We start from the raw sequence: 25424 nt of genomic DNA on the forward strand, positions 1-25424 counted from the left end.
CGAGGCCGTGGCTCGCGCTGCCCGGATCCCTGGCGTGCCTGGCCCTGGTCGCCGCCGCCCCCGCCGCGGCGTGGGCGATGCCGGTGCCGGTGTACCCGGAGCCGACCGGGCCGTTCGCGGTGGGCGCCGCCGTCGTGCAGTGGACCGACCCGGACCGACCCGAGCCGTTCACCGCGGACCCGGACGACCACCGCGCCGTCGTCGTCCAGCTCTGGTACCCGGCGCGGGCGACCGGCGCCGAACCGGCCGTCGCGGGACGCGAGACCGAAGCGGAGTCGCGGGCCGTGATCGCGGCCTCGGCCGAGCTCTTCGGGATCCCCGGCTTCCTGCTCGAGCAGTCCGCCGGCGCCCCCTCGCACGCGGTGTTCGGTGCGCCGGTCGCCGAAGGCGCCGACCGCTTCCCGCTCATCGTGTTCTCCCCGGGGCTGTCCGCGACCCGCACCGCGAACACCGTCCTGGCGGAGGAGTGGGCCAGTCGCGGGTACGTCGTCGCCACTGTGGACCACCCGTTCGACGCTGCCGTCACCTTCGTCGACGGCGAACCGGTCCACTCGCGCAACGCCATCGCCGGCCTGACGGACGCGGAGGTCGCTCGGGCCACGACCGAGAACCTCGCGACACGGACGGCCGACCTCGGTTTCGTCCTCACCCAGCTCGAACGGCTCAACCGCGGGGAGGTCCCCGGGCCGCTCGCGGGCCGGCTCGACACCGCGCGCGCCGCCGTCGCGGGCCACTCCCGGGGAGCGGCCGCCGCGCTCATGACGGCCGCCGCCGACCCGCGCTTCGCCGCTGTCGTCCACATCGACGGCGGGCTCGACCCCGCGGCCGCGCCGCAGCCGTTCGACCAGCCGGCGCTCTCGATCACCAGTCCCGTGTCGGCCGCCGAGAACCCGGACTACCTGCCGGCCTTGGACGCCGCGCTCGAACTCGGCGCCGAAGGCTACCGCCTCGAACTCGCCGGCACCGGGCACTACTCCTTCACCGACGCCGCACTGTCGTTCCCGCCACTGCCCTCGCTCCTGGGAACCGCGGACCGCACCGAAGGGCTGCGGCTCACGGCCGACCTCACGGCGGCCTTCCTCGACGCCGCCCTCGGCGGCCGGCCGGCCGACCTCGCCGCGACGCTGGAGCCCCACGGCGACCTCACCGTCTACAAGTGACTCGAAGCGGACGTCGGGAACCGGTGCGGACGGGCCGCCTGCCGACACGGATCCTGGAAACGCCTGATTTGCGAGCGGGTCCTATTGTTCTCAACGCAAGCACCGAACACTTCTCACCTCCAGGATTGGGAGAGCGATGAGCGAATTCGAACCCACGGCGACCGACGACTACACCGCTGACGAGTACGGGGCCGACCCGACCGACGGGTTCGCCGCCGACGACTCCACGACGTACGACGACACGTACTCGGAGGACACCTACTCCGACGACGACGTCTACTCCGCCACCGCGGACACCGACCTCGACGGCGACGGTGTGATGGAGACGGTCACCTACGACACCAACGGCGACGGCGTCACGGACACGTGGGAGTCCGACATGAACAACGACGGCTGGATCGACACCACCGTCACCGACGTCGACGGCAACGGCGTGGCCGAATCCGGCATGCTCGACACCGACCTCGACGGCGACCTCGACACGGTCCTGACCGACACCGACCAGGACGGCTGGGCCAACGTCGTCGAGGCGGACACCGACAACGACGGGTTCATCGACGAGATCGCCACGGACGCCGACGGCGACGGCACCTACGAGTCCGTCGAGACCGTCTAGCGGCGGGGCCGCAGGCCGGACGCGCCGGCCTGCGGCCGCCGTCAGGCGACCCGCCCCGCGCCACCGCGGGTCGAGCCGGGCGTCGTCTCAGCCCGCGAGGGGCGCCCTCCGCGGCGGCGCCGACCAGCAGCCACCCGGCCTCGCTTCAGCCCGCAACAGGGGCGCCCTCCGCGGCGGTGCCGACCAGCCGCGCCAGCGCCGCCAGCGCCTCCGAAGCGGCCACCGGGTCCACACCTTCGAACGGCGCGACCTCCTCGGCGTCCCGCCGGTACTCCTCGGCCTTCGCGACCCTGACCGCCTTCAGCCGCTGCTCCGGGTAGTGGTTCACCGAGCCGGCCCAGATCCCCGGGTCCAGTGCCACCGTCACGAACCGCCCGTCCGGGAGCCGCCGCGCGATGCCCGGGATCACGCCGCCGCTCTCCGGCGCCGCGCGCCGCCAGCCCCGAGACGACATGCCCAGGATGCGCCCGACCTCCACGGTCGCGTCCTCGAACCGCTTGAGGCGACCCGTCGCGAGCTCGTCGTCCGTGAACGCCATGACCGGCCGGCCGAGCTGGTCGAACGGCTGCAGGATCTCGTAGTCCTCGAGGACGCCCTTCCACGCGGCCGCCGCCTCCGACCCGAGGAGCACCGGGTGCGCGAGCCTGACGCGACCTCCCGCCTCGAGCCGGACCGCGTCGTCCTCCACGTCGCCGAACGTGCCGTCCTCGGCGATGCGGAACGCGAACCGCCGACCGTCCCGCTCGTACAGCCACACGAGCCGCCGCGCGAGCCGCCCGGTCAGCGCGTGCCGCACGAAGCACCGGTCGAACTCGTCCACATCCCATTCGCGGCCGTCGACCATCGCGGCCTCCAGGCGCGACACCTGGTCCGCGGCGACCTGGCGCAGCTCCTGCTTGAGCGCGGCGAAGCGCCGGTACCCGCTCTCGGCGAGGGCGGCGTCGTCCTTGGCGCCCGGCTTCGGGAGGGCCTTGCGGGGCCGGCCGTCCTCGTCGACGACGAACGGCTGGAGCCGCTCGTCGAACTCCACGGTGAACCGCCGCGGCCCGTAGTCGACGACCATCGCCTCGCCGAGGCCGAACTCGGGGACGAGCCGGTCGGCGAGCTGCTCCCTGTCCAGGCCCATGCTCCGCGCGATCGCGGTGATCTGGCGGCCGGCCTCCTCCTTGAGGGCGCCGTACCGCACCTTGTCCGCGATGCCCTGGAGCGCGCGCAGCGCCTCCTCGGTGCCGATCGACCCGAGCACGGCCAGGCCGGTGGCGGCGCGCTTGTGCTGGTTCTCGCCGGGCCATTCGCGGACCTGCTCGGCGAGGGCGCGCACGGCCGCGTCGTCGCCGAAGTGGGCGAGCTGGGTCATCGCCCACGCGTCCTTCGCGGGCTTGCCGGCCTTGAGCCACCGCTGGAACAGGGCGAGACCGAACCGCGCGAGCGAGTCGCGCTCGCAGGCGTCGGCGACGACGGCGAGCCCCGGGTAGCGGTACTCGGGCGTCGCCAGCGCGAGCACGGTCACCAGGTGCGCCACCGAGTCCGGCGGCAGTGCCCGCTTCCCTCCCTTGAGGACGACCTGAGGCAGCGTCGCCGGGACCACCCACGGGCCCGGCTTCGGGACTTTGACGCCGCGGGGCTCCAGCGGGTCGTCGCCGACGAGCGCGGCGAATGCCGCGGCCGCCTCGGGTCCGAACGGCTCGGCCGCCGCGATGACGGCCGCGGGCCCGAGCCGGCCGGCGAGGTGCGACAGGGCGGCCTCGGCGTACTTCCGGAGCTGCTTGTCCGCGCCGAGCGCGTCCGGCACCAGGTAGGGCACGACGTCGACGCCGTGGTGGTCGAGCCATGCGATCGCGCCGGGCCGCTCGGTCTTGAACCGCGCGTACCGCTCGGCGACCAGGCGGACTCCTCGCTGGCTGAGCCGGACCGCGCCGTGCTGGTCGCCCTGCGCCGGAGCGGGCGCCCTGAGGCCCTCGATGACGACCGGCCTCCCTTTGCGCCGCTTGCGGACCCACGGGGGATCGGCGAGCAGCGGCGGCAGCTCCTCGGGGGCGGCGTCGGGTACGCGGCCGCTGGTGGCGAACAGGTCGTCCAATGACGCCCGGTCCTCCTCGCCGAGGTGGGCGCGGAGCGCGGGGTCGGGGAGCCCTGCGACGGCCGCGAGCCGGAAGCGCCGTTCGACGGGGGCCTCGGGCGCCAGCCTCGCGGCGACGCGGAGCGTCCTGAGCGGATAGTGCCCGGCCGCTTCGACGGCCGCTTCGAACACGTCGTCGAGTTCGAGGCGCTCGAGCAGGTACGCGGTCGCGTCGTCGCTCGGCGTCAGCGCGATCGCCCGGTCGAGTTCTTCGGTGCGGCGCTCGCGGTGGGCCGCGACCAGGAATGGGAGTGCCTCGGCGCCGAGCCCGTCGAGGATCCCTGCGAGGCCGGCGACGCCGGAGCGGCCGAAGTCGGTCGCGCCCATGGCCGCGACCTGCTCGGGGGTGGTGACCGACTGCCACAGGCTCATATCCGCATAGGACGAGGGAGTGGTCCGGCCGAAGTCGCGGCACGCTTCGAGCGCCCACTCCAGTTCGTCGGGGAGCACCGCCATCGCGGCGATCCGTTTCGTCGGGGTGTCCCGGTGCGCGGCGGCGGCGGCCACGACTTCGGCGTACTCGGCCTCGGCGGCGTCGTGCAGGAGCGTCCGGAGGTCGGCGAGGGTGTCGCAGAGGAGTTCGTTGAAGAGCGTGTGCAGCCGGCTCGGGTCGTCCTCGACGAGGACCCGGTCGGCGATCTGCGGGGGCCGCTTGTAGGGCTCGTCGCGTTCGTCGAGCGCGAGCAGTTCGATCGCCGCGGCCACCGCGAACGCCAGGCCGCGCTCGTCGAGCCAGAGGTCGAACTCCGGTCGGAGCCAGGGCTTCATGAGGCGGCCGTCGTAGTCGAGGAGCAGTCCCGCCACCGCGGCCGCGCCCCGGGGATCGGGGGCGCCGTCGAGGTAGGTGAGCCCGGCCGCCTCGAACGGCCGGTTCGCGGGCGCCGCGAGCGCGGCCCGGAGCTGCGCCTCCTCCCGGCGGATCTGCTTGCGGAGCCGGTCGACGGCCGCCGGGTCGGCCGGCGTGAACGTCCCGGCGCGCTTGCCGCGCCGCGGCAGCAGCCGCCTGGCCCACGCGGACGGGAACGGAATCCGATCCTCTTGGGGTGCAATGCGTTTCGTCATTCGAGCCCTTCCTGATCCGGAGACGACGGCGTCGAGCATAGGGTGCGGATGCGACAGAACGGTCCGCGACGGCACGGGCGCGGTATTCGATTGCAGCGTTGGCATGAGCCGGTGTTGCAGGGCGCCGGTCTCATCCGTGGACGCCCTCCCCGAGGGCTCCGTCCCCCGACGGTGCGGGCCGCCGAGCGCGGCGCCTGCCCCCGGCTGAACGACGGCTCCGACCCGAGCGAACCCGCCCGGTCCCCGCCCCTGAACCCGACGACCGCAGGTGCGCACCGCGGCCTCAGCGGATCGCATCAGAATGTGAATGTTCGGTTACTGAAAGTGATAGTCTCCCGGAGGCGCGCTGCCACGCAGGCCGATCGGGGCCGTTGGCGCGCCGCAGTGCAGGGATCGGCCTGTCCGGCCGGGAGAACCAGGGGGTACGTCAGATGCAGCGCGTGAAACAGCACCTGATGGTCGCGGTCATGTCGGCGGCGATCCTGGTAGGTGGCACGACGGCGGTGCAGGCCGAGGCGGGGACCGCCGGGCTCGAATCGGTCCGCTACGAGAACTTCTGCCGGGACGTGGACGGCGGCACCTGGTGCACGGGCACCGCTTCCGGCTCGGACCCGTTCAGCAAGGTCTGCTACTCCAACTACTTCCATCCCACCAACCGGCACAGCGCGACCGCGATGATGGCGAGCGGGACCGACCGGCAGGTCGCGGACGCGGGAGAGTGGGCGAAGGCCAGCGTCGAAGCCGGCGCGGCGCACACCTGCTACACCAAGTACAACCCCGACGCTTGAAGAGCCGCGGTAGGGGAGGACGCCGCGGCCCTCCCCTTCGGCTCCCTGTTCCCTCGGCTCGCCGGGTATCAGGCGAACTGGCCGACTTCGTAGCCTCCGGCGGGGCTTCCGGCGAGCACATTGATGCGGTTGTACGCGTTGATGACCGCGATGAGCGAGATCAGCCCCGCGAGCTGGTCGTCGGAGAACTCCTTGCGGGCGGCCTCCCACACGTCGCCGTCGACGCCGGTCTGCGCGTCGGCGATGCGGGTGCCCTCCTCGGTCAGGGCGAGCGCGGCGCGCTCGGCGCCGGTGAACACGGTGGCCTCGCGCCAGGCCGCGACCAGGTTGAGCCGCACCGGGTCCTCACCGGCGTGGACCGCGTCCTTGAAGTGCATGTCGGTGCAGAAGCCGCAGCCGTTGATCTGGCTCGCGCGCAGCAGGACCAGGTTCGGGATCAGCGGGTCGAGCCCGGCGTCCTCGACCGCCTTCGAGGCGGAGTTGACGTACTTGACGACCTTCGCGGCGACGGGGGTGGCGTAGTAGTTGAAGCGCGGTTCCATGCGGGTGTCCTCCAGGTTCGGTGTTGCTCTCACCGCCCTGACGGATCTCCCGACCCGAATGTGACCGCACGTGTCGACCGTCACTCTTCGGCGCAGACCCTCTGCGCCACAGTGACATCGCCGACGAGCCCGACGGCCTTCATCGGGGATCTCCTCTTCTCGCGATCCCGCCCGGGGTCTAGCGTCATCCCCATGACCGCACCCGCGGCCCGGCGCCTCACGCGGTGACCGGTCGGCCCGACACCGCGGCGAAAGGAAGCACACCATGGAGACCGAACCCGCGACCACGTTCGTCCTCATCCACGGCGGAGGCGGCAGCGCCTGGGACTGGCACCTCGTCGAACCCGAACTGCACCGCCTCGGCCACGAGACCCTCGCCGTCGACCTGCCGATCGAGGACCCCGCCAACGGCGTCGCCGAATACGCCGACGCCGTCGTCGCCGCATGCGCCGGCCTCACCCGCCCCGTGATCGTCGCTCACTCCTTCGGCGGACTCACCGCCCCGGTCGTCTGCTCCCGCATCCAAGCCGAACTGCTCGTCCTCGTCACCGCGATGATCCCGGCCCCGGGCGAGAGCCCGAGCGAATGGTGGGGCGGCACCGGCTTCAACGACCTCGGCATCGCCATCGACACCGAGCAGGAGCAGCTCGACGCGTTCTTCAACGGCGTCCCCAGGCCGCTGATCGAGGCCGCGTTCGCGCACGAACGCGAGCAGAACGGCGGATGGGACGAACCGTCGCCGATTCGCACCTGGCCCGACGTTCCGACCCGGTACCTCCTGTGCCGCGACGACCGGTTCTTCCCGCCCGACTTCGTGAGAAAGTTGGTCGCCGAACGGCTCGGCATCACCCCCGACGAGATCGACGGCGGGCACATGGTCGCCCTCCAGCATCCGAAGGCGCTGGCCGGGAAGCTCGACGAGCTCTGGCGCGAGCAGCGGACCCGGGTCACCGGTTGAGGTCGAGCGCGAGGCGTCGCAGTGCGATGAGCAGTGCCGCCTGCGCTTCGGCCCCGCTGTCGGCGTGCTGCTCGAGCGCCTCGAGTGCACCGGAGAGGTCGTCGGCCGGTTCGCCGTCGGCCGACCCCAGCAGCTCGGTGACCCGGCGCTCGCACGTGTCGGCGGCCGTGTCGAGGAACGACGCGCATTCGCGGGAGAACCCGGCGTCGAGCGCCGGGTCCGGTATGCCGTCGCGCCGGGAGTCGTCGAGGATGTCGGCGACGGCGCGGACCGACCGGTTCACCCGCCGGATCAGGTCGAACGCGGCGCCGGCGCTCTCGATCGACTCCCGCACCCACGCCTCGCCCTGCCGCGGGTTGAGCCGGAGGCTGTCGCGCGCGTGCTGGAGCGCCGACCGGGCCTCGCCGGCCCGCTGGTCCAGGTCCCGGGCCCGCGTCGACCAGGGCTCGTCCCCGTCGTCGCCGCGCAGCCGCGCCGCGAACTCCCGCAGCACGGCCGCGGTCTCCTCGCCGTCCCGGCGAGCGCGCGCGTCCACGGTCAGCACCCGCACCGGCGGCGCGACGAGCAGGTTCACGCCCATCCCGATCGCGGCGCCGAGACCGGTCTCCAGCAGTCGGAACAGCACGAACGGCTCCTCGACGCTGTCGACCGCGACCATGAACAGCGCGGTGAAGGGCACGTACAGTCCCTGGTCGTCCAAGCGCGGCCAGTAGCCGACCAGGAACGCGACCGGGACGCACATGGCCAGCGCGAGCTCCCGGCCGGGCATGAGCGCCGCGGAGCCGACCGCGATCAGCACACCGAGCGCGACCGCGGCCACCTGCCGCAGACCGGTCAGCACCGACCAGTGCACGGTCGGGCGGACGACGGCGAGCGCCACCCACGGCGCCAGGTACGGCATGGGGAGCCGCAGGAGGTACGCCGCCACGAACCAGGCGAGCATGGCGGCGACTCCGGCTTTGAACGCCTGCACCACGGTCTCCCGCGCCCACGTCCCGCGCCTCGGCGCCTCGCGGGCGAAGCCCCATGCCCCGCGCAGGTCGTTCCGCACGCCGCTGATCATCGTGTACCGATCCATGCCCGCAGGCATACCCCGGCCGGCCACCCGCACAACGCACGCGGGGAGAGCGCGTGCCGCGATGTTTGGCCGACCTCGCAGGCGGGGATGCTTCACTCATGGACACCAAAGAGCACGTTTCGAAGCGCCGCTCAGCGACGATGCCGAGGGACATCTCCCGGCATATCAGCCCGTTCGACCAGTTCGCCACGAAAGTGGCGGCGCTCACCGCTCGTGCGCCGTTCTTCCTGTTCTGCATCCTCGTGGTGCTGATCTGGGCGCCCTCGATCCTCTGGCTGCCGCTGGACACCTGGCAGCTCATCATCAACACCACCACGACGATCATCACGTTCCTCATGGTCGCGCTGCTGCAGAACACCGAGTCCCGCAACGACGCGGCGGTCCAGCACAAGCTCAACGCCGTCGCGAACGGCCTGGCCGACCTCATGGAGCACGTCGCGAAGGCCGACCCCGACTCCGACGACCTGGACGAGTGCCGGGAGGAGCTGCGCCGCGCGGTCGGCCTCGAAGAGGACGAGAGCGCCTGACGCGCCTGGTTTTCCCCCGCTCGGACAGGGGTACCAGTCTCCGCCACCGAAGGACGATCCGCTGAAGGAGGGCCATGCAGCCGCTCTGGTACCGCAACGCCGTCATCTACGCCGTCGACCCGGCGATGTACCGCGACTCGAACGGCGACGGATGGGGGGACCTGCGGGGGATCACCAACCGGCTCGAGCACCTGCGCGGCCTCGGCGTCACCTGCCTGTGGCTGCTGCCGTTCTACCCGTCGCCGTTCAAGGACGGCGGCTACGACGTCACCGACCACCTCTCGGTCGACCCCCGGCTCGGCACGGTCCCCGACATGGTCGAACTCCTCGAGGCGGCCGAGGAGACCGGCATCCGCGTCATCGCAGACCTCGTCGTCCAGCACACCTCCGATCAGCACCCCTGGTTCCAGGCGGCCCGTTCCGACCGCAAGTCCCCTTATCGCGACTACTACATCTGGTCCGACGAGCCCCGCGACGACGGGCTCGAACCGGTCTTCCCCACGGTCGAGGACGGCATCTGGACCTGGGACGAGCAGGCCGGACAGTACTACCGCCACGTCTTCTACTCCCACGAGCCGGACCTCAACATCGCCAACCCGGTGGTGCGCGAAGAGATCCGGCGCATCATGGCCTTCTGGCTGCGCCTGGGCGTCTCCGGGTTCCGCGTGGACGCCGTGCCGTACATGGTCCACCGCGCCCACGCCGCCGAGGACTTCCAAGAAGGCACCGACTTTTTGCGCGAACTCCGCGAGTTCACGGCCCTGCGCCACCCCGAGGCCGCCCTCATCGCCGAGGTCGACGTCCCCATCGAGGAGTACGACGACTACTTCCTCGACGGCGAGGGCATGACCATGCACTTGAACTTCTGGGTCAACAACCGCGTCTTCCTCGCCCTCGCGCGCGGCGAGGCCGAACCGGTGCACCGGGCCCTCGACGAGCTGCCGCAGCCGCCGCGCCGCAGCCAGTACGCGAACTGGCTGCGGAACCACGACGAACTCGATCTGGAGCGGCTCTCGGCCGCCGAACGCGACGAGGTCATGGCCGTGTTCGCGCCGGACGAGGACATGCGCGCCTACGGCCGCGGCATCCGCCGCCGCGTCGCTCCGATGCTCGACGGCGACCCGCGCCGCATCGCCGCCGCGCACGCGCTCGTCCTCTCGCTGCCGGGCACGCCGGTCCTCCAGTACGGCGACGAGATCGGCATGGGCGACGACCTCTCGCGCCGCGAGCGGCTCAGCGTCCGCGTCCCCATGCAGTGGACCGGCGACGAGAACGCCGGGTTCTCGACCGCCCCGCCCGACCGGCTCGTGGCGCAGCCGGTCAAGGACGGGCCCTTCGGCTACGCGAAGGTCAACGTCTACGACCAGCAGCGCAAACCCGGGAGCCTCATGGCCAAGATCGGCGACATGGTCCGGACCCGCTTGGGCCTGACCGAGATCGGTTTCGGGACGCACCGCGCCCTCGACACCGGCTGCCCGTCGGTGGTCGCCCTCCGGCACGAGGATGAGCGGCACGGCACCGTGGTCACCCTCGTCAATCTCAGCGGCGAAGAGGTCAAGGTCCGCATTCCCGACGAGGATCTGACGGACCTCGTCGACGTCCTCACCGACGGCGAGTACCCGCGGGACGAGGACGACCCGCCGACGCTGCGCCTCGCCGGCCACGGCTACCGCTGGCTGCGGCCCCGCACGCACGTCTTCAAGTGAGGCCGCCGTGGAGATCGGCTACCACGCTTCGCACGAGCAGTTCCCGCCGTCGCGTCTCGCCGCGGCCGCCGTCGCGGCCGAGGCCGCGGGGTTCGGCGCGGTGCTTTCCTCCGACCATTTCGCGCCCTGGAGCACCGACCAGGACGAGTCCGGGTACGCCTGGACCTGGCTCGGCGCCGCCATGGCCGCCACGTCGCTGCCGTTCGGCGTCGTGACGGCCCCCGGGAACCGCTACCACCCGGCGGTCACCGCCCAGGCCATCGCCACGGTCGAGGAGCTCTTCCCGGGCCGCTTCACGCCCGCGCTCGGCAGCGGCCAGGCCCTCAACGAGCACGTCACCGGGGCCGTGTGGCCACGGAAGCCCGAACGCAACGCACGCCTGGCCGAGTGCGCCGACGTCATCCGCCGGCTCCTCGGCGGCGAGACCGTCGACCACGACGGCCGGGTCCGGGTGCGCGCGGCCCGGCTCTACACCCGCCCTGCGACGCCGCCGCCGCTGTTCGCCGCCGCGCTCTCGCCGCGGACCGCGCGCGAGGTCGCCGCCTGGGCCGACGGCCTCATCACCGTGAACGCCCCCGCCCCGCGGCTCCGGGCGATCATCGACGCCTTCCGCGAGGGCGGCGGCGAGGGCAAGCCGCTCCACCTCCAGGTCCACCTGTCCTGGGACCCCGACGAGGAGCGCGCCCGCGCCCAGGCGCTCGAACAGTGGCGGTTCGTCGCCCTGCCGCCGGAACTGAACCAGGAGCTGGAGCTGCCCGAGCAGTTCGACGCCGCCTGCGCGCACGTCCCGGCCGACGCCCTCGAGCCCGGCATCCACATCGGATCGGACCCGGCCCGTCACGCCGCCGTCCTCGCCGAGTACGCGGAACTCGGCTTCTCCCGGCTTTACCTCCACCAGGTCGGCACCGACCAAGAGCGGTTCATCGACGCCTTCGGCGACAAGGTCCTGCCGCAACTCCGCTGAGCGCGAACGGCTGCGGGCGCTTTCACCCCTGGAGCAGGTCGGCCCGCACCGGCACGTTCTCGAACGGGATCGGCGCCCGGCGCTTCCGTTGAGCCGGTCGGCGGCGGACTCCACGGCTCCGCCGAGCGCGACCGGCTACGGGGTGCCCGAGTCCCTTGAGCCGGCCGGTCCTCCGCGCCCGGCACTTCTCGATCGGGATGGGCCCGTCGGCCCGGTCGGCGGGCCGCAGCTCCGCTGTGCCGGTCAACCGCGCGCATGCACTCCAGGTTGATCACACGACCGCGTATCCACACCCCCGCGCATCCACACCACCGCGTGCTCACACGGCCACGCGCTCACCGGTCCGCGCTCACTCCTCTTCCGAGCCGGTGGTCCGCTCGTCGCGGGCGTTCGCCTCCGCGAGCCGCGAGAGCCGGTTGAGCGACTCGCGGTTGCGGGGCGCGATCATCTTGTCCTGCACTGACACAGGCAGCACCGCCAGCGGTCCGGTGACGGCGGCCTCGGTCATCTTGACGAGGGTCCCGCCCTCGGCGGCGACCAGGTCGAAGCGAACGCGGGCCTTGCCGAGCGGCCACAGCCGCGCGTCGAGCACCAGCAGCTTCGGCGGATCCACGGCCACCACGATGGTCGTGTCCTGGAGCAGCAGCGGCCACGGGCCGATGCTGTGGTGGATCCGAGAGCCGACGGCCGGCCAGTCGGCGTCGGCGGCGCGGATCCGCGACGCCCCGACCACCCAGGACGCGTAGCCCCAGCCGTCCGCCAGCACCGCGAAGACCGCCTCGACCGGGGCCGGCACGGTCACCGTGACCCCGATATCCGCTGCATCCTTCATGACACTGCCCCCGTTTCAGTCGTAGAGCCAGTGGTGGAGCCGGTCCACGCCCGCGCGGTACCAGGCACCGCCCATGCCGTTGCGCACCAGTGCCGCACGCGCCGCGCCGGCACCGGGCGCACCGTGCACGGCGCCCCCGGGGTGCGCGGAGGCGCCCGCGAGGAAGAGCCGGTCCAGGACCGTGTCGGCGCGGCCGAGCCCGGGCACCGGCCGGAAGACCAGCTGCTGGTAGATCGCGGCCGTGCCGGCGTTGATGGCGCCTTCGTCGAGGTTCCGGTCGAGGTCCTCGAGTTCGCGCGGGCCGGACACGGCCCGGCCGATCACCCGGTTGCGGAAGCCCGGCGCGTGGCGCTCGACCTCCTGCTCGATGCGCTCGACCCGGCGCCTGGTCTCGTCGGCGCTCCATCCGAGCCCTCGCGGCAGCCGCGTGTACGCCCACAGGGTCTCGGTCCCGCGCGGCGACCGCGTCGGGTCGACGGTGGTCATCTGGCCGGCGAGGAGGAGCGGCCGCTCGGGATCGCGCCCGGTCGCGAGCGCGGCGCCGTGCTCCGACATCCCGTCCAGGTCCGTGCCGAGGTGGACGGTCCCGGCGCCGGCGGCGTCCCGGGTCTCCCACGGGACGGGGCCGTCGAGGGCCCAGTCGATCTTGAGGGTCGCGTGGTCCCATTCGAAGGAGTCGAGGTCGGCCGCGAGGCGGCGGGGGAGGTGCTCGACGCCGACGAGGTCGCGGTACAGGTGGGGCGCGGAGGTGTCGGCGAGGACGGCCCGGCGGGCCCGGATCGGCGTGCCGTCGCCGTCGCGAACGCCGACGGCGGTACCGCGGGCGTGGAGGATCTTCGCGGCGGGCCGGCCGCAGTGGATCCGGCCGCCGTGCGCTCGGAGCCGCGCAACGAGCGCGGCGGTGAGGTTGCCTGCGCCGCCTTCGGGGACGGGGAACCCGGCGTCCTGGCCGACCATCGACAGCAGCCAGCCGAACAGCGCGCTCGCGGACTGGTCGGGGCCCAGGCCGCTGTGCATGGCGTTGCCGGCCACGAGGACGCGGGCGCCTTCGCCTTGGAATCGCTCCTCGGTGAACCGGCGGGCGGTCATCGCGGCGGTGCGGGCGAAGCGGACCGCGTCGGCCGGGCCGAGCGCCCGCAGCAGCCGGGAGGCGGCGCGCACGGGCGGGAACGGCCGCAGCAGCGCGTCCAGGAGCGGTTCGCGGATGCGTCTCCAGAGCGCGAACTCGGTGCGCCACGCGTCGCCGTCGCCGGCGGCGAACGAGTCGAGCGAGGCCGCGGTCCGGTCGAGGTCCTGCGAGATCAGTGCGGCGCGCCCGTCGGGCAGGACGTGTGCGAGGACTTCGGGTGCGCGCCGCCAGCGCAGCCCGTGTTCGCCGAGGCCGAGCCCGGCGATGACGGGCGAGACGGCTCCGAGCGGGTAGAACGCGCTGCACCGGTCGGCGCGGTAGCCGGGTGCGGCGAGTTCGGCGGTCCGCACGGCGCCGCCGGGTTCCCGTGCGGCTTCGAGGACGAGGACGTCCCAGCCGGTTTGGGCGAGGAGGTTCGCGGCGACGAGCCCGTTGGGGCCCGCTCCGATGACGACCGCGTCGGCGGTCTCGTCCGATCCCATGGCGCCTCCTTCCGGCGGCCGGATACCCCGGTCCGCCGCGTCGATGCGTCGCGTACCGCAGCGGCCGGCGCCCCCCAGCGACGGCGGGGCGCCGGCCGCGACGGGTGAGCCGGTGAGCCCCTTGGCGAGCAGGGCCTTGCCCTCCTCGGCGCCCTTGCGGCTCGCCCCCTGCGCGCGCTTGAAGAACTCCGCGAGCTCGGTGTCGCCCGCGCGTTCGGCGTCGGCGATGTAGGTCTCCAGCCGCAGCGCGTTGCTCAGGCACGCTTCCACGAACCAGATGATGTTGTAGTCCTTGTCCGCTGTGCCGGTCACATGACCGGTTTCACCGTTGGTCATCAGCCCCCCTTGGCAGTCGGCGTTCATTGTCGCCCGCGGAGTACCCGCGCGTGCCCGATTCGACACGTTCGGCGGTCACAGCCGGGGGTCGACCGGTTCGGATTCGAGGGCGAGGACGGCGAACACGAGCTGGTGCACCTGCCAGAGGGGTGCGCGCTTCGCGACCAGGTCGAGGGCTTCGACGCCGAGGGCGTACTCGCGCAGCGCCTGGGACCGCTTGTGCTGGAGGTTCCGCTGCCGCAGCCGCGCGAGCCGCTCCGGGTCGGTGTAGTCGGCGCCGTAGACGATCCGCAGGTACTCCCGGCCCCTGACCTTCAGCCCCGGCTGGAGGCGGGGACGGTCCTGGAGGACCGGTTTGACGACCATGCCTTCCCCGCCTTCGGCGCACAGGTCCGTCCACCATCGGGTCGCCTCGTCCTCGTCGGCGGTGCCGAGGGCGACGAACCGGCGCCGCGTCTCCTTGAGCAGCCCGGTGCCGTCGGCGGCGACGAGGGCGTCGAGGACGTCGAGGTGCCAGTCGTGGCGGTGGTCGGCGAGGTTGCGGCCTTCGGCGGCGAGCACCTGGAACGGCGCGAGCCGGACGCCGTCGAGTCCGTCGGTCGGCCAGCAGTACCGCTGGTAGACGTCGGCGAACGCCTCGATGTTGGACCGGCGCGCAGCGGTCCGTTCGGCGAGGGCGGCGACGTCGAGTCCGCGCGCGGACGCCGCTTCGAGCACCTGCGCGGCGGCCGGCAGTGCGGCCAGGCCCGCCGCGGCCACGCCGGCGAACTGGTCCTCGATGAGGTCCCTGGCCTTGGCCGACCAGGGGAGGAGTTCGCAGTCGAGGAGCACCCAGTCGGTCTCGAGCCGGTCCCACCAGCCCGCCTGCTCGGCGGCGGCGGCGACCCTGGCGAGCAGTTCGCCGGTGAGCGCCTCGTCCTGGAAGAACGACCGGCCGGTGCGCGTCAGGAGCGCGCCCCAGGGCGCGGTGTCGAGGTCGAAGCGGCGCTTCGCGGTCTCGGGGTCGCGGCATACGAGCGCGACGGCCCGCGAGCCCATGTGCTTCTCCTGGCACACGACGCGTTCGGCGCGGCCGCGGTACTGGTCGAACGCCTGCGCGGGGTGCTCCAGGAAACCGTCCACATCGGAGGCGTCGACGGGCGCCATCGTCGGCGGCAGGTACAGGAGGCGCCGCGGGTCGTCCGCGAAGCGGCTCATGACCTCCAGGGCCGCGGCCGCGTTCTCGGCCCGCACCTTCACCGTGCCGACGAGGCCGGTGCTCAGGTGCCGGTCGCCGGCGACGTCGGCGAAGTCGAGCGTCGCGGCGTCGCGTTCGGGGGCGGCGAGCGGCCGGACCGGCTCGTACCATTCGCGTTCGGCGGCAACGGAGACGAGTTCCCGCTCGGGGTAGCGCAGCGCGGTGAGCCTGCCGCCGAAGCAGCAGCCGGTGTCGAGGCAGATGGTGTTGTTGACCCATTCGGGTTCGAGGACCGGCGTGTGGCCGTAGACGACCGCCGCTGCGCCCCGGTAGTCCTCGGCCCACGGCAGCCGCACGGGCAGGCCGAACTCGTCGGTCTCCCCGGTGGTGTCGCCGTAGAGCGCGAACGAGCGGACCTTGCCCGAGGAGCGCCCGTGGTACTCCTCTTTGAGCCCGGCGTGCGCGACGACGAGCCTGCCGCCGTCGAGCAGGTAGTGGGCGCGGAGGCCGTCCATGAACGCGACGGCCTCGTCGCGGAACGACTCGTCCTCGGCGGCGAGCTGCTCCAGCGACTCGGCCAGGCCGTGCGCGACGCGGACCTTCCTGCCGCGCATGGCCCGCACGAGCTTCTGCTCGTGGTTGCCGCACACGCAGAGGGCGTTCCCGGCCTTCACCATGCCCATGACCAGGCGCAGCACGCCCGGCGTATCGGGGCCGCGGTCGACCAGGTCGCCCACGAACACGGCCTTGCGCCCTTCGGGGTGGGCCGCGCCGGTCGCGCGGCCTTGCGCATCCCGATCGATCGTCCAGCCCAGGTCGGTCAGGAGCGCTTCGAGTTCGGCGCGGCAGCCGTGCACGTCGCCGATGAGGTCGAACGGGCCGGTCTCCTCTCCCCGGTCGTTCCAGGACTTCTCGGTGACGACCCGCGCCGCCTCAACGGCCTCGGCGCCCGAGAGGTGGTGGACCCGCCGGAAGCCCTCCTTCCTGAGGTGCTTGAGACTGCGTTTGAGGTCGCGGTGGTGGCGGCGGACGACGGCCTCGCCGAAGTCGCGGTCGGGCCGGGTGTGGTTCCGCTCGGCGGCCAGCGACGGGGGGACGTCGAGGACGATCGCGTCGGCGAGCACGTTGTGCCGCTTTGCTAGTGCGAGCAGTTCGGCGCGGGCGCGGTGCTGGACGTTCGTGGCGTCGACGACGGTGAGCAGCCCGAGCCGCAGCCGCGTCCCCACGATGTGCTGGAGCAGCGCGAACGCCTCGGTCGTCGCCGTCTGGTCGGTCTCGTCGTCGGACACCAGGCCCCGGCAGTAGTCGGAGGAGATCACCTGCGTGGGCTTGAAGTGCTTCGCGGCGAACGTCGACTTCCCGGACCCGGAGACGCCGATGAGCACCACAAGGGACAGCTCGGGGACGCTTACCACGGGCGCCTCCTGCGGCGCGGTGTCCTCCGCCGCGTCACGCTGCGGCACACCGTTCTCCGCCGTACCGGCCTGCGACGCACCGCCTTGCGGCTCGGCGGCATGCGACGCGCCGCGCTGCGGCTCGTCGGGCCGCGGCACGAGGTTCTGCGGTTCGAGGTTCTGCGGCACGTCGTTCTCCGACTCAGTCACGGTCGAACACTCCCATCTGGGTCGGGGTCCCCGCCTCGGGGTCGGAGGCGCCGACCCCCTCGATCCGGAGCCGGTACCCGTACCGGCCGGCCACGGCTGCGGCCCATTCGGCGAACCGCGCGCGGTCCCATTCGAAGCGGTGGTCGGCGTGGCGCATCTGGTGCTCCTCCATGCCGTAGCGGGCGTTGTACTCGGCGTTCGGGGTCGTCACGACCACGGTCCGCGGCCGGGCCTCGCCGAAGACCACCCGCTCCATCGCGGGCAGCCGGCCCGGGTCGAGGTGCTCCACGACCTCCATGAGCACCGCCGCGTCGTACCCGGCGAACCGCTTGTCGCGGTAGACCACCGAGCCCTGGATCAGCGTGAGCCGGCGCCGGCGCCGCTCGGGCATCCGGTCGAGCCGCAGCTCCCGCTCGGCCAGGTCGAGCGCCCGCGACGACACGTCGACGCCGGTGACGCGCGTGAACCGGGCGTCGGCCAGCAGCGCGGTCAGGAGCTTCCCCGAACCGCAGCCGAGGTCGAGCACGGAAGCCGCCCCGGCCGCGCCGAGCGCCTCGACGACCGCGGCGATCCTGATGCGGTGCAGCGGAAGGGACTTTTCGACGTCCTCGGCCGCCGACGGGACCTCTTCCTCCACCGGGGCCTCCTCCTCGGCCTCGGCGGCTTCGGAGAGCTCCGCGAGCCTGGTGATCGCGGCCCGCTCGTAGGATCTGCGGTGCGCCAGGTACCGGCGCGTGATGAGGCCGCGCCGCGGGTGACCGGCGAGCCAGTCGCCGCCGGAGCGCACCAGCTTGTCGACCTCGCCGATGTCGACCCAGTAGTGCTTGGCGTCGTCGAGCACCGGCAGCAGCACGTACAGGTGGCTCAAGGCGTCCGCGAGCCGGACCTCGCCGGTCAGGCGCACCCGCACGTGCCGGGAGTCGGTCCCGAAGCCCGGCAAAGGCACGGCCTCGGCCTCCACCCGCCAGCCAAGCGGCTCGAACAGGTCCCGTACGAGTTCCGGTCCGCCCTTGCACGGCACCGCCGGGAGCGCGATCTCCAGCGGCATCGCCGCGGCGGCCAGCTCGGGCCGCTCCTGGCTGACCCCGCTCCTCGCGGTCGAGAACACCTTGCCGAGCGCCACGGCCAGCAGCGACGACGCCGCGTACGGCCGGTCGTTCACGTACTGCTTGATCGAGGCGTCCCCGGACAGCCGCGAATGCGACCGCGCCAGCCGCGCGGTGTCCACTTCGAGCAGCAGCGCCGCGGTGCAACGGTCGTCGGCGGCCTCGGGGTAGAACACCCAGGCCGTCCCGAAGGACTGCTCGAACGCCTGCACCCGGTCGGGGTGCTTGCGCAGCAGTCGTCCCAGGTCGGTGGCCGGTTTCGCGGTGGTCGTGATGGTCAGGAGCACCCGCCGATCATGCCACCCGGTCGCCACCCGGGCGAGTCGGTTTCACACCGTCCGCATGCACTGCCCGGATGCGCCGTCCCCATGCACTGTCCGGATGCGACGGTCAGCGGTCGGCGACGTCGATGACGGTCTTGAGCCAGCCGTCCTCGCGGCGGTCGAACGCCTCGTACGCCTCGATCGCGCTCGCGGGCGCCTCGTGCTTGGTGATGAACGCGGTCGGGTCGACCGTGCCCGTGAGGACCAGGTCGAGCAGGTACGGGATGTACCGGCGGTGGTTGCAGTTGCCCATCTTCACCGTCAGGTTCTTGTTCATGGCGTCGCCGATCGGGAAGCTGCCGAACCCGGCCGGGTAGACGCCGATGACGCCGATGCTGCCGGCCTTGGCGACCGCCTGGACGGCCCACTGCATCGCGAGGCTGGGCGCGTCCCCGGGCACCCACTGGTCCCCGCTGGGCCGGGCCTCGGGCGCGGCGGCGCGGACCTCCTGGTCGAACTGCCCGGCCTGCTCGTCGGCCTGCTTCGCCGCGGGCCCGGACTTCGGGCGCTGAGCGTCCACGCCGACGGCCTCGATGACGCGGTCGACGCCGATGCCGCCGGTCAGCTCCTTGACGGCCTCGACCGGGTCCTCGCGGTTGAAGTCGATGGCCTCGGCGTGCTGCTCGCGGGCCTTGTCCAGGCGGGACTCGATGCCGTCGACGACGAACACGCGCCCGGCGCCCTGCCGTTTGGCCGACGCGATCGCGAACTGCCCGACGACGCCCGCGCCGAGCACGAGCACGGTGTCGCCGCGGCCCACCTCCGCGAGCTTCGCGCCGAACCACGCGGTCGGGAAGATGTCGGACAGGAGGATCGCCTGGTCGTCGCTGACGGCGTCCGGGATCGGCACCAGGCCGGTCATCGCGTACGGAACGCGCGCGTACTCGGCCTGGAGACCGTCGACCGGTCCGGTCGACTTCGGGCCGCCGAAGAAGCACGTGCCCGCGGCGGGCCCGTTCGGATTCGCGGTGTCGCACTGGGCGTAGTAGCCGGCCCGGCAGTACGAGCAGGTCCCGCACCCCACGGTGGAAGGGATCACGACGCGGTCGCCGGGCCGCAGCCCGCGCACGTCCGCGCCGACCTCCTCGACCACGCCGACGGCCTCGTGCCCGAGGATCGTGCCCTCGACCATCCCCGGCATCGTGCCGCGCACCATGTGCAGGTCGGTTCCGCAGATCGCGCTGCGCGTGAGCCGCACGATCGCGTCCGTGGGCTCCCGGATGCCCGGGTCGGGCACCTCGTCGAGCCGGATGTCCCCGACCCCGTGCCACACCACTGCCTTCATATCGCTTCCCCCTCTGCGCTTCGCGGCCATCGCGGGCCGCTCACCTGCCTACAGGTCCTTGTTCCTGCGCCCGGTCAGCACCGATTCGAGCCGCGTCTTGGCGGGCTTGCGCCGCCGGTCGGCGCCCTCGTCGTCGATCTTGACCAGCAGCCAGTCCCGGCCGTCGCCCATTCTGGACAATGCGAATCCGCCGGTGAGCTTCTCGCCCTCGAGCCACACCTTGACGTGGCCGTGCTCGACGGCCTCCTCCATCGGGACCGGCTTGCCCTTCTTCTTCGTCAGGTTGCGGTAGGTGCCGATGTCCCAGACGATCACGGTGCCGCCGCCGTACTCGCGCTTGGGGATCCGGCCCTCGAACTCGGCGTAGTCCAGCGGGTGGTCCTCGGTCTGGACGGCGAGCCGCTTGTCGGCCGGGTTCAGCGAGGGGCCCTTCGGCACCGCCCAGGAGACGAGCACGTCGCCGACCTGGAGCCGGAAGTCGAAGTGCAGCCGCCTCGCCTCGTGGCGCTGGATCACGAACCGGTCGCCCTTGCCGCGGCGGCGCCCGCCCGCGGGCTCGCCGGACTTCGACAGGTCCCGCATCTCCAGGTACCGGTCCAGCTTGCCGTCCCGTGCCATGCCCGGCGAGATACCCGGCCCCCGCCCCTGCAAACGCCGCGTCCGACACTCCTGGCAGGCGGCGTACGTCTCTCGGGCCGCACTCCTGTTTGACCGGGGCGAAACAGGGGAACCCAGCCGCTATGGTGCGGAATGGGATTCGAGTTGCAGCAGTGATGGCGCTCTGCGGAGCGGTCGCCGGGTGCGGCACCGGCCAGCGCGAGTCCGACGCCGCGGCCGCCGCAGACGAGTTCCTGACCGCCATCGGCGAAGGCGATGGCGCCGCGGCCTGCGCAGTGCTCGCCCCCGAGGCGCAGGAGGACCTGGCCGCCTCGGAAGGACAGCCCTGCGAAGAGGCCGTCGGCGCGCAGCAGCTCTCGTCCGAAGCGGTCGACGACGTCGACGTCTGGGGCGACCGGGCGCAGGTGCGGGCCGGCGCGGACGTCCTCTTCCTGGTCGAATTGGACGACGGCTGGAAGGTCGCCGCCGCCGGGTGCAGCCCGCAGGGCGACCGGCCGTACGAGTGCGAGGTGAGCGGTTCATGAGCTGGGCGTTCGTGGCGTACATGATCTTCACGCTGGGGGGCCTCGTGTACCTCACCGTGATCGGACTCCTGCGGCTGTGAGGTGAGGACATGAAGAACACGCTCCGTGACAACGGCCTGAGCATCGGGTTCGGGCTGATCATGATCGCCGCCCTGGTCGGCCAGGCGTTCGCCGGGCATTCGGCCTACAACGAGCAGCAGCTCGTCGAGGCGGGCCGGCAGATCTCGCTCCTCCAGTACCTCACCTCCAGCGAGTTCGCCGTCGACGTCGCCGAGAACTGGCAGTCGGAGTACCTCCAGTTCTTCCTGTATGTGTACGCGACCGTGTGGCTGGTCCAGCGCGGCTCGCCCGAGTCCAAGCGGGTCGGGAACGTCGGGCTCGAGTCCGACAAGGAGCAGAAGGTCGGCCGGTACGCCTCCGACCGCTCCCCGGCCTGGGCCCGCGCCGGAGGCTGGCGCACCGCCCTGTTCTCCAGCTCGCTGGGCCTGGTGATGGGCCTGCTGTTCCTGCTGTCGTGGCTCGCGCAGTCGATCGCCGGGCAGAGCGCCTTCAACACCGAGCGGCTCGCGCGGCTCCAGGATCCGCTCACGTGGCTGGAGTACGTCGGAAGCGCCGACTTCTGGAACCGGACGCTGCAGAACTGGCAGTCGGAGTTCCTGGCCATGGGCTCGATCGTGGTGATCAGCATCTACCTGCGCCAGCGCGGCTCACCGGAGTCGAAACCGGTCGGCGAGCCGCACGAGGTCACGCAGGAGACGGGCTGAGCCCGGACCGGCGAGGCATGGCGCCTGTCAGGGCGGGTATCCGGCGCAGATGAATGCGAACCAGGACAGCTTGACCTCGTACTGGATGGCGTCCGCGGAGGGCGCCGAGCATCCGCGGCTGCGCGACGACCACGAGGTGGAAGTGGCCGTCGTCGGGGGCGGGATCGCGGGCCTGTGCACGGCTCGCGCGCTCGCCCGTGAGGGCCTCTCGGTGGCGGTGGTGGAGGCCGGGAGGATCGCCGCGGGCGTCACCGGCCACACCACCGCGAAGTTGACCGCCCAGCACGGGCAGATCTACGCCCGCTTGGCGAAGTCGTTCGGGCCGGACGCGGCCCGCGACTACGCGACGGCCCAGACGGAGGCGATCGCGCACGTGCGCGCCACGGCCGATGAGCTGGGTGCCGACTGCGACATCGAGTCCGCGCCGTCGTTCGTCTACACCGGGTCCGAGGACGGGGGCGCGGCGCTCAGGGACGAGGCCGAGGCCGCGCGCGAGGCGGGGCTCGACGCGTCCTTCACCACCGAGACGGGGCTGCCGTTCCCGGTGGCGGGGGCGGTCCGGGTCGAGGACCAGGCGCAGTTCCATCCGCGCCGGTTCCTGCTCGCCGTCGCCCAGGACCTCCTCGCCCACGGCGGCCGGATATTCGAGCGCTCCCGCGCGGTCGAGGTCGAACCCCGGGAGGAGCGGCAGCGGATCACCGTCGCGACCGGCTCGTCCCTCTACTGCCGCGAGGCGGTGATCGCGACGCACTACCCGATCGTGAACCGGGTGCGCCTCTTCTCGCGGCTCAAGCCGCGGCGCGAGCTGGTCGTGGCCGCGCCGATCCCGGAGGCCGAGGACCCCGGCGGCATGTACATCACGAGCGAGGAAGGCACCCGCTCGGTGCGCACCGCCCCCTACCGCGAAGGCGAGCGGCTCCTCATCGTCACCGGCGAGGCGTTCACGCCCGGCGACCCGGGCGTGGCCGAGCGGTACCGGACGCTCGAAGCCTGGGCCTCGGAGCGGTTCGGCGTCGAGGAGTTCGACTACCGCTGGGCCGCGCAGGACAACGGCACGCCCGACAAGGTCCCCTTCGTCGGCCGCATGCCCGGCGGCGACGGCCTCTACGTGGCCTGCGGCTTCGGCGGCTGGGGGATGACCAACGGGGTGGTCGCGGCGCGCGTGATCACCGGACTGGTCACCGGGACGGCGCCGATGTGGGCGACCATGTTCGACCCGTCGCGCTTCCACATCGTGAAGGAGGCCGGCTCGATCGCCGCGAACCAGAAGACCGTCATGAGCCACCTCGTGGGCGACCGCATCGGGCACGCGCCCGCGCAGTCCCCGGACGAGCTGCGGCCGGGCCAGGGCGCCGTGATCCGCGTCGACGGGCACCTGCGCGCGGTGTACCGCGACGACGACGGCGCCGTCCACACCCGTTCGGCCGCATGCACTCACATGGGGTGCGTCGTCGGCTTCAACGACGCCGAGCGCACCTGGGAGTGCCCGTGCCACGGCTCCCGGTTCGACGTGAACGGCGACGTCCTCCAGGGCCCGGCGACCTCGCCGCTGCCCGAATAGGCCGGCCGCCGCCACGAAGCCGCATCCGAGGCGGATCCGCTCGCGGGCGTCAGGTTCTCGCCCTTGAACATCCGGCCGATCGAACTGTGCGCAAGATCGACCGCATCGAGCGTGGTCTCCGGTCCTCGCCCCCGGTTCCTCGGGGGCGGTCCACGATTCCGGGCAGACGGGTACGACCGGCGCTGGCGAGTCACCCTCCGGCAGTGACCGCCTCCGCAGAAATCCTCAATTGAGGAACGTCGGATCCCGGGCTTAACATCCTGCACATGAAGCACACATGGACTGCGAGCTACTGCGAAGGCTGGAACGGGCCCGCCGGTAGACCGGTAGGCAGCCTCTCTCAAGAGGAAGCACGCCAGCGCGATGAAGACGGCGTCCCTTACTCGGTGCTCATCGCGGAAGACGGTCGTCCCCGGTTCGTCCTCGACATCGCCTGGCGACAGAACCACCTCGCGCGTTGGGCGTTCGACGGGGAGGCGCGCAGGGCCTCACGAGCGGTGTTCCTTCGTCTTGAGGATGGGACGCTTTTCGAGCGAAAGCTCACCGGGTGGCAGTACGAGAGCGGCGAGCGCGATGGTAGTCCGAAGGTGCCGCGGAAGACCCTCAAGCGGGAGTTCGACGGTCGAACCACGATCTACCACCGGCACCGCAGCGGCAGCAGCGGCCACACGTCGAAGGACGAGCCGTTCGAGCAGTTCATCCACTCGGTGGTCTCCTTCGAGAGCTGGGGGTCGATCCTCGGAGGCGAAGACCTCCCGGCGCTCGCTGTAACACCCGTGACCGAATCCCTTCCGTTCAACCCTGGGGACAGCCGTCCCTGGGATCCGCCGGTGCCGTACAGCAGTCCGTACCTCGACGCGCTCATGACGCAGGGCTCGACAGTGGTTCACAAGGACTCGCAGCAGCCGATGGTGGTCGACCATGTTCCGGTCGCGACTTTGAACTTTCCGACCGGGAACGTGGTCGCCTGCGACCCGAACTGGCTGGACCCGAAGGAGGCGTTCATGGTCGGCGTTCCACCAGGGTCCTACCGAGTGATCGAGCTGCAGATCATGCGGATGCTCGACGGCAAGGAGTACCGGCCGGCCGCTGGCTATCTGTTGGAGATCTCCGGCGAGCCGACGGTCTCATGGGAACTGGCACTCGAACCGGGCCAGGACCTCAGGCTCCTCGACGACGGGGATTTCTACGGTTTCGATGTCGAGAGCGGCTTCGGGAGCTTCATGGACGACGCCACCCAGCAGCCACTCATCGACCACGTCGGCGATGACTTCACGGAATGGAGCGTCGGCCTTTACGACGCGCCGCACTTCACCGTTCCCGGCACGAGCCTCGACCTGTTCGCCTACAACTGCTACTACGGCGACGGCGCCTACCCCACCTGGATCGGACGTGACGCTCAAGGCTCCGTGACCTGTTTCCTCAGCGACATGCTCATTGTCAGCGATGGCAAGCCGAAAAAGGATTACGAGATCACCTTCGAGCAGGATTGGTAACCGTTGCTCGTTCCTGCGTCGGATCCGACAGCGGTGGCCGTCGGATCCGACGCAATGCCACTGGGGTGGTGGTGCGGGTCGGGCGGCGGTGAAGCGGTCGTCTCCGATGGGGGCCGGGATGCGGGGGCCGGGCCGGTGGCGGCGTTGTTTCGGCTTTGCGCGCCGTGTGGGACCGGGCCGTCAGGGCGGCGACGGCGAGGGTGGAACGGTCTCCGAGTCGGTTGCGGTGGCCGGGGCGGCGGTGTTCGGGGTTCAAGCGGCGGCGACGGCGGGGCGGGGACGGCCGCAGGGTCGGCTGCGGTGGCCGGGGCGGCGGTGATCGGGGTTCAAGCGGCGGCGACGGTGGGGCGGGGACGGCCGCAGAGTCGGTTGCGGTGGCCGGGGCAGTGGTGTTCCGGGTTCGGGCGGCGGCGACGGAGAGGTCAGCGCCGATCCGGGGCGGACGGCGGCAGTTCCGGTCCACTGTGGCAGCGGTCCGGACCCGATGCGGTCGCGGCTGTTGTTGTGCCCCAGGCGAACTCTCGGGATCCGGTGAGTCTTCCTCATCAAAGTTCACTCCACCGGGTGTTGCCACCACCAGTCACATCGAGTCACTATTGACTCACACGATTCGCACACGCTGACGGAAAACCGCACCGCATTCGAGAACAGCCGAAGGGAGGCGAAC

The 25424-nt window shown here is 72.1% G+C and carries 20 protein-coding genes; 11 read left to right on the top strand and 9 right to left on the bottom strand.

Going from position 1 to position 25424, the window contains the following annotated elements; genetic code table 11:
• Together GFD30_RS24740 and GFD30_RS24745 are read left to right on the top strand one after the other, a co-directional pair.
• Nucleotides 1-1160 (top strand): alpha/beta hydrolase family protein (locus GFD30_RS24740; RefSeq protein ID WP_153027826.1); only part of this gene is annotated, 1160 nt, incomplete at its 5' end.
• A gap of 136 nt (nt 1161-1296) precedes the next feature.
• Nucleotides 1297-1776: a hypothetical protein gene (locus tag GFD30_RS24745; protein ID WP_153027827.1), complete on the top strand. Its 480-nt coding sequence runs from the start codon at nt 1297-1299 to the stop codon at nt 1774-1776.
• Between the two features lie 145 nt (nt 1777-1921).
• Here GFD30_RS24745 and GFD30_RS27675 read toward each other — a convergent pair whose 3' ends face one another.
• Nucleotides 1922-4957 carry a DUF4132 domain-containing protein gene (locus GFD30_RS27675; protein ID WP_153027828.1) on the bottom strand — a complete coding sequence of 1012 codons (3036 nt, stop codon included), beginning with the start codon at nt 4955-4957 and terminating at the stop codon, nt 1922-1924.
• A gap of 440 nt (nt 4958-5397) precedes the next feature.
• Here GFD30_RS27675 and GFD30_RS24755 point away from each other — a divergent pair, with 440 nt between their 5' ends.
• Nucleotides 5398-5745 (top strand): lactococcin 972 family bacteriocin, encoded by a 348-nt coding sequence (locus GFD30_RS24755; RefSeq protein WP_322633586.1) that lies wholly within the window; start codon nt 5398-5400, stop codon nt 5743-5745.
• A 68-nt stretch (nt 5746-5813) separates the two neighbouring features.
• On the opposite strand, the gene GFD30_RS24760 is transcribed toward GFD30_RS24755, so the two are convergent.
• Nucleotides 5814-6287 (bottom strand): carboxymuconolactone decarboxylase family protein, encoded by a 474-nt coding sequence (locus GFD30_RS24760; protein ID WP_153027830.1) that lies wholly within the window; start codon nt 6285-6287, stop codon nt 5814-5816.
• Nucleotides 6288-6552: 265 nt separating this feature from the next.
• Here GFD30_RS24760 and GFD30_RS24765 point away from each other — a divergent pair, with 265 nt between their 5' ends.
• Complete coding sequence (locus GFD30_RS24765; RefSeq protein WP_153027831.1) at nt 6553-7245, top strand: alpha/beta fold hydrolase; 693 nt, start codon at nt 6553-6555, stop codon at nt 7243-7245.
• On the opposite strand, the gene GFD30_RS24770 is transcribed toward GFD30_RS24765, so the two are convergent.
• On the bottom strand, nt 7235-8323 hold the full coding sequence (locus GFD30_RS24770) for an FUSC family protein (RefSeq protein WP_194202107.1): 1089 nt from the start codon (nt 8321-8323) through the stop codon (nt 7235-7237). The two genes, GFD30_RS24765 and GFD30_RS24770, sit on opposite strands and share 11 nt — an antisense overlap.
• Nucleotides 8324-8421: 98 nt before the next feature.
• Here GFD30_RS24770 and GFD30_RS24775 point away from each other — a divergent pair, with 98 nt between their 5' ends.
• The 3 genes from GFD30_RS24775 (at nt 8422) to GFD30_RS24785 (ending at nt 11520) form a co-directional block, all read left to right on the top strand.
• Nucleotides 8422-8850 carry a low affinity iron permease family protein gene (locus GFD30_RS24775; RefSeq protein ID WP_227997039.1) on the top strand — a complete coding sequence of 143 codons (429 nt, stop codon included), beginning with the start codon at nt 8422-8424 and terminating at the stop codon, nt 8848-8850.
• A 74-nt stretch (nt 8851-8924) separates the two neighbouring features.
• Nucleotides 8925-10556 (top strand): alpha-amylase family protein, encoded by a 1632-nt coding sequence (locus GFD30_RS24780; RefSeq protein WP_153027833.1) that lies wholly within the window; start codon nt 8925-8927, stop codon nt 10554-10556.
• Nucleotides 10557-10563: 7 nt separating this feature from the next.
• Nucleotides 10564-11520 carry a TIGR03885 family FMN-dependent LLM class oxidoreductase gene (locus GFD30_RS24785; protein ID WP_322633587.1) on the top strand — a complete coding sequence of 319 codons (957 nt, stop codon included), beginning with the start codon at nt 10564-10566 and terminating at the stop codon, nt 11518-11520.
• A gap of 349 nt (nt 11521-11869) precedes the next feature.
• Here the strand turns inward: GFD30_RS24785 and GFD30_RS24790 are convergent, their stop codons facing one another.
• The 6 genes from GFD30_RS24790 to GFD30_RS24815 form a co-directional block, all read right to left on the bottom strand.
• A complete protein-coding gene (locus GFD30_RS24790) occupies nt 11870-12352 on the bottom strand; it encodes an SRPBCC family protein (RefSeq protein ID WP_153027834.1) in 483 nt (160 codons plus the stop codon).
• 15 nt (nt 12353-12367) lie between these two features.
• Nucleotides 12368-13963, bottom strand: coding sequence for a phytoene desaturase family protein (locus GFD30_RS24795; RefSeq protein WP_153027841.1), 1596 nt, complete (start codon nt 13961-13963; stop codon nt 12368-12370).
• Nucleotides 13964-14374: 411 nt separating this feature from the next.
• Nucleotides 14375-16939 carry a polynucleotide kinase-phosphatase gene (locus GFD30_RS24800; protein WP_407649201.1) on the bottom strand — a complete coding sequence of 855 codons (2565 nt, stop codon included), beginning with the start codon at nt 16937-16939 and terminating at the stop codon, nt 14375-14377.
• A 133-nt stretch (nt 16940-17072) separates the two neighbouring features.
• Nucleotides 17073-18473: a 3' terminal RNA ribose 2'-O-methyltransferase Hen1 gene (locus GFD30_RS24805; protein WP_322633589.1), complete on the bottom strand. Its 1401-nt coding sequence runs from the start codon at nt 18471-18473 to the stop codon at nt 17073-17075.
• Between the two features lie 103 nt (nt 18474-18576).
• On the bottom strand, nt 18577-19794 hold the full coding sequence (locus GFD30_RS24810) for a zinc-dependent alcohol dehydrogenase (protein WP_153027835.1): 1218 nt from the start codon (nt 19792-19794) through the stop codon (nt 18577-18579).
• Between the two features lie 48 nt (nt 19795-19842).
• Nucleotides 19843-20412 carry a DNA polymerase ligase N-terminal domain-containing protein gene (locus GFD30_RS24815; protein ID WP_153027836.1) on the bottom strand — a complete coding sequence of 190 codons (570 nt, stop codon included), beginning with the start codon at nt 20410-20412 and terminating at the stop codon, nt 19843-19845.
• A gap of 155 nt (nt 20413-20567) precedes the next feature.
• Between GFD30_RS24815 and GFD30_RS24820 the strand changes: the two genes are divergently transcribed.
• The 4 genes from GFD30_RS24820 to GFD30_RS24835 all read left to right on the top strand — a co-directional run bounded on the left by GFD30_RS24820 (nt 20568) and on the right by GFD30_RS24835 (nt 24757).
• Nucleotides 20568-20936, top strand: a complete 369-nt coding sequence (locus tag GFD30_RS24820) for a hypothetical protein (RefSeq protein WP_153027844.1) — start codon at nt 20568-20570, stop codon at nt 20934-20936.
• 89 nt (nt 20937-21025) lie between these two features.
• Nucleotides 21026-21700 carry a DUF6766 family protein gene (locus GFD30_RS24825; RefSeq protein WP_153027837.1) on the top strand — a complete coding sequence of 225 codons (675 nt, stop codon included), beginning with the start codon at nt 21026-21028 and terminating at the stop codon, nt 21698-21700.
• A 49-nt stretch (nt 21701-21749) separates the two neighbouring features.
• Entirely contained in the window at nt 21750-23261 is a 1512-nt protein-coding gene (locus GFD30_RS24830) for an FAD-dependent oxidoreductase (RefSeq protein ID WP_153027838.1), read from the top strand.
• A gap of 266 nt (nt 23262-23527) precedes the next feature.
• Nucleotides 23528-24757 carry a DUF4241 domain-containing protein gene (locus GFD30_RS24835; RefSeq protein ID WP_153027839.1) on the top strand — a complete coding sequence of 410 codons (1230 nt, stop codon included), beginning with the start codon at nt 23528-23530 and terminating at the stop codon, nt 24755-24757.
• Nucleotides 24758-25424: the final 667 nt, after the last annotated feature.

Source organism: Glycomyces albidus (genome assembly GCF_009451885.1).
Classification (GTDB): domain Bacteria; phylum Actinomycetota; class Actinomycetes; order Mycobacteriales; family Micromonosporaceae; genus Glycomyces; species Glycomyces albidus.